General features: G+C 68.6%; 5 protein-coding genes. 2 read left to right on the top strand and 3 right to left on the bottom strand.

Annotated features, from left to right (window positions below):
• Window positions 1-788 (top strand): substrate-binding domain-containing protein (locus AB0C29_RS32065; RefSeq protein ID WP_360828103.1); only part of this gene is annotated, 788 nt, incomplete at its 5' end.
• Here AB0C29_RS32065 and AB0C29_RS32060 read toward each other — a convergent pair.
• From AB0C29_RS32060 to AB0C29_RS32050, 3 genes are all read right to left on the bottom strand, one after another.
• A complete protein-coding gene (locus AB0C29_RS32060) occupies window positions 757-1,659 on the bottom strand; it encodes a carbohydrate ABC transporter permease (RefSeq protein ID WP_360828099.1) in 903 nt (300 codons plus the stop codon). The genes AB0C29_RS32065 and AB0C29_RS32060 overlap by 32 nt on opposite strands.
• On the bottom strand, window positions 1,659-2,504 hold the full coding sequence (locus AB0C29_RS32055) for a sugar ABC transporter permease (protein ID WP_360828096.1): 846 nt from the start codon (window positions 2,502-2,504) through the stop codon (window positions 1,659-1,661). The genes AB0C29_RS32060 and AB0C29_RS32055 overlap by 1 nt, the downstream gene beginning before the upstream one ends.
• A gap of 71 nt (window positions 2,505-2,575) precedes the next feature.
• Window positions 2,576-3,910 carry an extracellular solute-binding protein gene (locus AB0C29_RS32050; RefSeq protein WP_360828093.1) on the bottom strand — a complete coding sequence of 445 codons (1,335 nt, stop codon included), beginning with the start codon at window positions 3,908-3,910 and terminating at the stop codon, window positions 2,576-2,578.
• 322 nt (window positions 3,911-4,232) lie between these two features.
• On the opposite strand from AB0C29_RS32050, the gene AB0C29_RS32045 reads away from it, so the two are divergent.
• The gene (locus AB0C29_RS32045; RefSeq protein WP_360828090.1) at window positions 4,233-5,294 is read left to right on the top strand and encodes a glycoside hydrolase family 3 N-terminal domain-containing protein; all 1,062 of its coding nucleotides are present in this window, start codon (window positions 4,233-4,235) and stop codon (window positions 5,292-5,294) included.
• Window positions 5,295-5,324 lie beyond the last annotated feature (30 nt).

Genomic DNA, 5,324 nt, shown 5'->3' with positions numbered 1-5,324 from the left:
CCGACGTGGCGCACGCGGCCGGCGCGGGCACGGTCGTCACGGCCGTGCACCAGGACGACACGGCGACCCGGCAGTGGCTGCGCAACCTGCGCACGCGCACCTGCGACGGGGTCGTCTTCGTGCTGTCCCAGGTCGCCGCCCCGGTCCAGATCCAGCTACGCCGGCTGCACATCCCGGTGGTCGTCATCGACCCGGCCGGCGGCTCGGCCTCCGAGGTCGCCACGGTCGGGGCGACCAACTGGGCCGGCGGGCTCAGCGCCACCGAGCACCTGCTCTCCCTGGGCCACCGGCGGATCGGGCTCATCGCGGGCCCGAGCGGGCGCGAGTGCACCCGGGCCCGGCTGGACGGCTCCCGGGCCGCCCTGGCCGCGGCCGGCATCGCCACCGACCCGGCCCTGATCGTGCAGGGCGACTTCCGGCACGAGTCCGGATACACCGGCGGCGGCCGGCGGCTCGATCGCGCCGAGCCGCCGACCGCCGTGTTCGCCACCAGTGACCAGATGGCGCTGGGTGTCTACGAAGCCGCCCGCCGCCGCGGCCTGCGGGTGCCCGCCGACCTGAGCGTGACCGGCTTCGACGACCTGCCCGAGGCCCGCTGGTCCTCACCGCCGCTGACCACCGTGCGTCAGCCGCTGGCCGAGATGGGCGGGCTCGCCGCGCACACAGTCCTGCGACTGGCGCGCGGCGGGGCCCGTCAGGCGCCCCGGGTCGAGCTCGCCCCCCTGCACCAGGTACGTGACAGCACCGCCCCCGTGGCTACTTCCCGAAGCCCGCGGTCAAACCGCTGAGCAGCTGCCGCCGGCCGATCGCGTACAGGATCAGGATCGGCAGCGTGGTCAGCACGACCGAGGCGAGCACGGCCGGCACGTTGACGCCGTACTGGCCCTGGAAGCTCCACAGCCCCAGCGGCAGGGTCCGCTGTTCGGGGCTCTGGGTGAGGATCAGCGGCAGGATGAAACCGTTCCAGACGCCGAGCCCCTGATAGATCACCACGGTCACCAGGGCCGGACGGACCAGCGGGAACGCCAGCCGCCACAACGTGCCCCATTCGGTCGCGCCGTCCAGGCGCATCGACTCGAACAGCTCCTTGGGCACGTCCCGGATGAAGTTGGCCAGTACCAGCACCGACAGCGGGATGGCGAAGGCGATCGACGGCAGGATGATCGCCAGCAGCGTGTCGTACATCTGCAGCCGGATGATGATCAGGTAGATCGGGATGACCACCGCCTGCAGCGGGATCGCCAGGCCCATCAGGAACAAGCCGTTGACCGAGCGCAGGAAGCGGCTGCCCGCGCTGCCACGGACGATCGCGTACGCCGCCATGAAGGAGATCAGGGCGGCCGGCAGCACCGCCCCGGCCGTCACGATGACGCTGTTGAGGAAGTACCGCGTGAACTCGGCCTCGATCACCAGACGGTAGTTGTCCAGGGTCGGCGCCGACGGCGGGACCAGCGGGTTCTGGGCGTAGTAGTTGGCCCGGGTCTTGAAGCTGGTGATGACGATCCAGTAGATCGGCAGCATCACCACGATCAGCCAGAGCCAGCTGAAACTGCCGCCGAACCAGTTCAGTCGCAGCGGGGAACGGCGGCGCGGGCCGCCGCCGGACGAAGTCACCGACACGCCGTGCCGCGACGGCGCCTGCCGGGTCGAGATAGCCATCAGGCACCTTCCAGTTGGCTGTCGGACGCGCCGCCGCCACCGAGCTTGCGCAGCAGCAGCGCCAGGCCGAGACCGAACAGCACCAGGATCACCGCGATCACGCTGGCCGGACCCATGAGGTTGGCCATGAACCCGGTCTTGTACATCTCGAGCGCGAGCACGTTGGTGGCGTCACCGGGCCCACCGGCGGTGAGGACGAAGATCAGGTCGAAGAACGTCAGCGATCCCACCACCATCAGCGTCGACGAGGTGATGATCGTGTACTTGAGCTGGGGCAGGGTGATGCTGAAGAACTTGCGCACCCGGCCGGCGCCGTCGATCTCGGCCGCCTCGTACATGGCGGTCGGGATCTGCCGCACGGCGCCCTGGTAGATCAGCGAGTGGAACGGGATGAACTGCCAGGACACGACGAAGATCAGCACGCCCAGGGCGAGGTTGCCCTGGCCCAGCCAGTCCTGGTTGAGCCACTCGAAGCCCAGGCCCGTGCCGAGCCCGAAGTTCGGGTTCAGCAGCGCGCTGAAGGTGATCGCGATGGCCGCCGAGCTGAGCAGCAACGGGATGAAGTACAGCACGGCGAGGAACCCGCGGTAGCGCTTTCGGGCAGCCAGGAAGACACCGATCAGCAGGCTCATCGGCGTCTGGAACACCCAGGACAGCGCCATCACGAGGAACGTCACCCAGATCGAGTGCAGCAGGCCGGGACCGCTGAGCACCGATTGCCAGTTGTCCAGGCCGGCCGGGTTGATGGCACCGATGCCGTCCCACTGGGTGAAGCTGAGGATGAGCACACCGAGCAACGGCACCACACCGAACGCCGTGAACATCAGCAGCGCCGGCCACACCATCCAGGAGACGGACCTGCTCCGCCCGCCGGTCTTGGAGGAAGGTACCGCCACCGGGGGCGGAGCAAGAGCGGTCATTTACCGATGACCCCGTTCATGTTGGTGACCCACTGCTGCGGGGTGACCTGCTGCTGGAACAGCTTGGCGATGTTGTCCAGCAGGGCCTCGGCCGCGGTCGGGCTCAGCGCCTGGTCCCAGGACTGGGCGAAGACCTTGGCGTTGACCGAGGTGTCGTAGACGAACTTGAGGAACTCGGCGTCGGGGGACGCGGCCAGGGTGGCCTCCGTGCCCTTGACCACCGGCACCGAACCGCCGTCGTTGATCCACGCCTTGGTCTCGGCCTCGTCGAGCACGCCGCTGGTGAAGAACTTCTTGGCGATGTCCTTCTGCTCGGCGGTGGCCTTGCTGGAGATCGCGAGGTACTGGCCCGGGTTGCCGACCGTGTCGCTCGGGTCGCCCTTGCCGCCCGTGAAGGTCGGGAACGGGATCCAGCCCAGGTTGCCCTTGGAGACGAAGTCGCCGCCGTCGTTCTTCATGCTGCCGTAGGTCCAGGCGCCGTGCAGCATCATCGCGGCCTTGCCGGTGTAGAGCAGGGCCTGGTCGGCGTTGGCGCCCGCGTCGACCGACGAGAAGCCCTTGTTGAAGCCGTTGGCCTTCACCAGGTCCAGCAGCTTGGTCAGCATGTCCAGCACCGCCGGGTCGGACCAGGCGTCCTTCTTGCCCTCGAAGACGTTCTGGAAGACCTGCGAGCCGCCGATGCGGTCGAGCATGAACTCCAGCCACATCATGTTGGTCCAGCGGGACTTGCCGGCCAGCGAGAAGGGCGCGATCTTCTTCTCGTTGAACTTCGGCACCAGGGCCATGACGTCGTCCCAGGTCTTCGGCGGCTGCACGCCGACGTCGTTGAAGACCTTCTTGTTGTAGAACAGGATGATCGGCGCGACCGTCTCGCACGGCATGGCGTAGATCTTGCCGTTGACCGTGGCCGGTCCGAACGAGGACGGGAACAGCTTGTCCTTGATCGCGGCGTTCTGCTCGAACCACGGGGTCAGGTCCTCGACCTGGCCGGCGTCCACGTAGCTCTTCAGGCCGCCACCGCCCCAGCCCCAGATCAGCGTGGGCGCCTGGCCGGCGCCGATGGCCGTCTTGATCTTCTGCTTGTAAGCGTCGTTCTCGAACGCGGTGAACTGGATCTTGGTGTCCGGGTTGGCCTTGTTGAAGCGCTCCGCGGCGGCCTGCCGGATGCCCTCGCCGGGCTGACCGGTGAGGAACCAGTAGCTGGCCGAGCCGGTCTTAGTCCCGGAGCTGGTGCCCGGGCCGGAACTGCCACAGGCGGCCAGGGCGGCGCCGGCGCCGGCGGCAGCCGTCAGGCTGAGAAAGGTGCGACGGGATATCGGACTGCGTTCCACGCTGGTCTCCGTACTCGTGAGCCGCAGGCTCGCGGCGAGTCGAACATCTGAGGGAGAGGCCGCCGAACTCAGATCCAGGTTCTGGAACTTTCGATCGACAACCGCAAGTTACCGAGAGATTTCGTTAACGTAGGATTTCATGATTGGCGTGTCAAGGCCCTTGAAAGACTCGTGCTTTAGGCGCGAGAGTGGACCCACTGCAGCACTGTCAGGCCCGATCTCCCCCCGTCGAAGGTCACGGTAAGGTCGCGGTCCGGTCTCGTCGACAGTCCGAAAGTTTCGGCAAGCCTGCACCCCCGTCCTGCTCGTAAGGAGAACCATCGTGACGACACCTGACTGGCAAGACCAGACCCGTAGCGTGGCTGACCGGGTCAGCTCGCTGCTGGCGCACATGACCCTCGAGGAGAAGGTCGCGCAGCTGGGCAGCCGGTGGGTCAGCAACGACATGGAGCACGACGAGGAGCCGGCCGACGAGACCGGGACCAACCTCAACGTAGCCCCCATGCAGGACGTGTTCGCCGCATCCGGCTCTGTTTCCCTGCAGGAGGCCAGCAAGCACGGCCTCGGTCACCTCACCCGGGTCTACGGCGGCATCCCGCTCACCGTGACCGAGGGCGCGGCCGAGGTCGTCCGCCAGCAGCGCATCGTGATCGAGGACAGCCGCCTCGGCATCCCCGCGCTGGTGCACGAGGAGTGCCTGACCGGCTTCACCACCTACGGCGCGACGGTCTACCCCGCCGCGATCGCCTGGGGCGCGACCTTCGACCCGGACCTGGTGGAGCGGATGGCCGCGGCGATCGGCCGGGACATGGCCGCGGTCGGGGTGCACCAGGGGCTGTCCCCGGTGCTCGACGTCGTCCGCGACTACCGCTGGGGCCGGGTCGAGGAGACCATGGGCGAGGACCCGTACCTGGTCTCGATGCTCGGCGCCGGGTACGTGCGGGGGCTGCAGAGCGCCGGGATCATCGCCACCCTCAAGCACTTCGCCGGCTACTCGGCCGCGCGCGCCGCGCGTAACCACGGGCCCGTGCCGATGGGCCGGCGCGAGCTGATGGACGTGATCCTGCCCAGCTTCGAGACGGCGATCCGGGTGGGCCGGGCCGGCTCGGTGATGAACTCGTACTCCGACGTCGACGGCGTGCCCGCCGCCGCGGACTCCTGGCTGCTCACCGACCTGCTGCGGGACGAGTGGGGCTTCACCGGCACGGTGGTGTCCGACTACTGGGCCGTACCCTTCCTCGCCACCATGCACAAGGTCGCCGCCGACACCGGCGAGGCCGGCGCCCAGGCCCTCGCCGCCGGCATCGACGTCGAGCTGCCCGACACCCTCGGCTTCGTCGCCGACCTGGACGACCGGGTGCGCGCCGGCGAGGTGCCCGAGTAGCTGGTGGACCGGGCCGCCCGGCGCCTGCTG

This window comes from Actinoplanes sp. NPDC048791 (genome assembly GCF_040650095.1).
Lineage (GTDB): Bacteria > Actinomycetota > Actinomycetes > Mycobacteriales > Micromonosporaceae > Actinoplanes.
The sequence above is the reverse complement of the archived record's forward strand: the minus strand, read 5'-3'. Positions and strand labels throughout refer to the sequence as shown.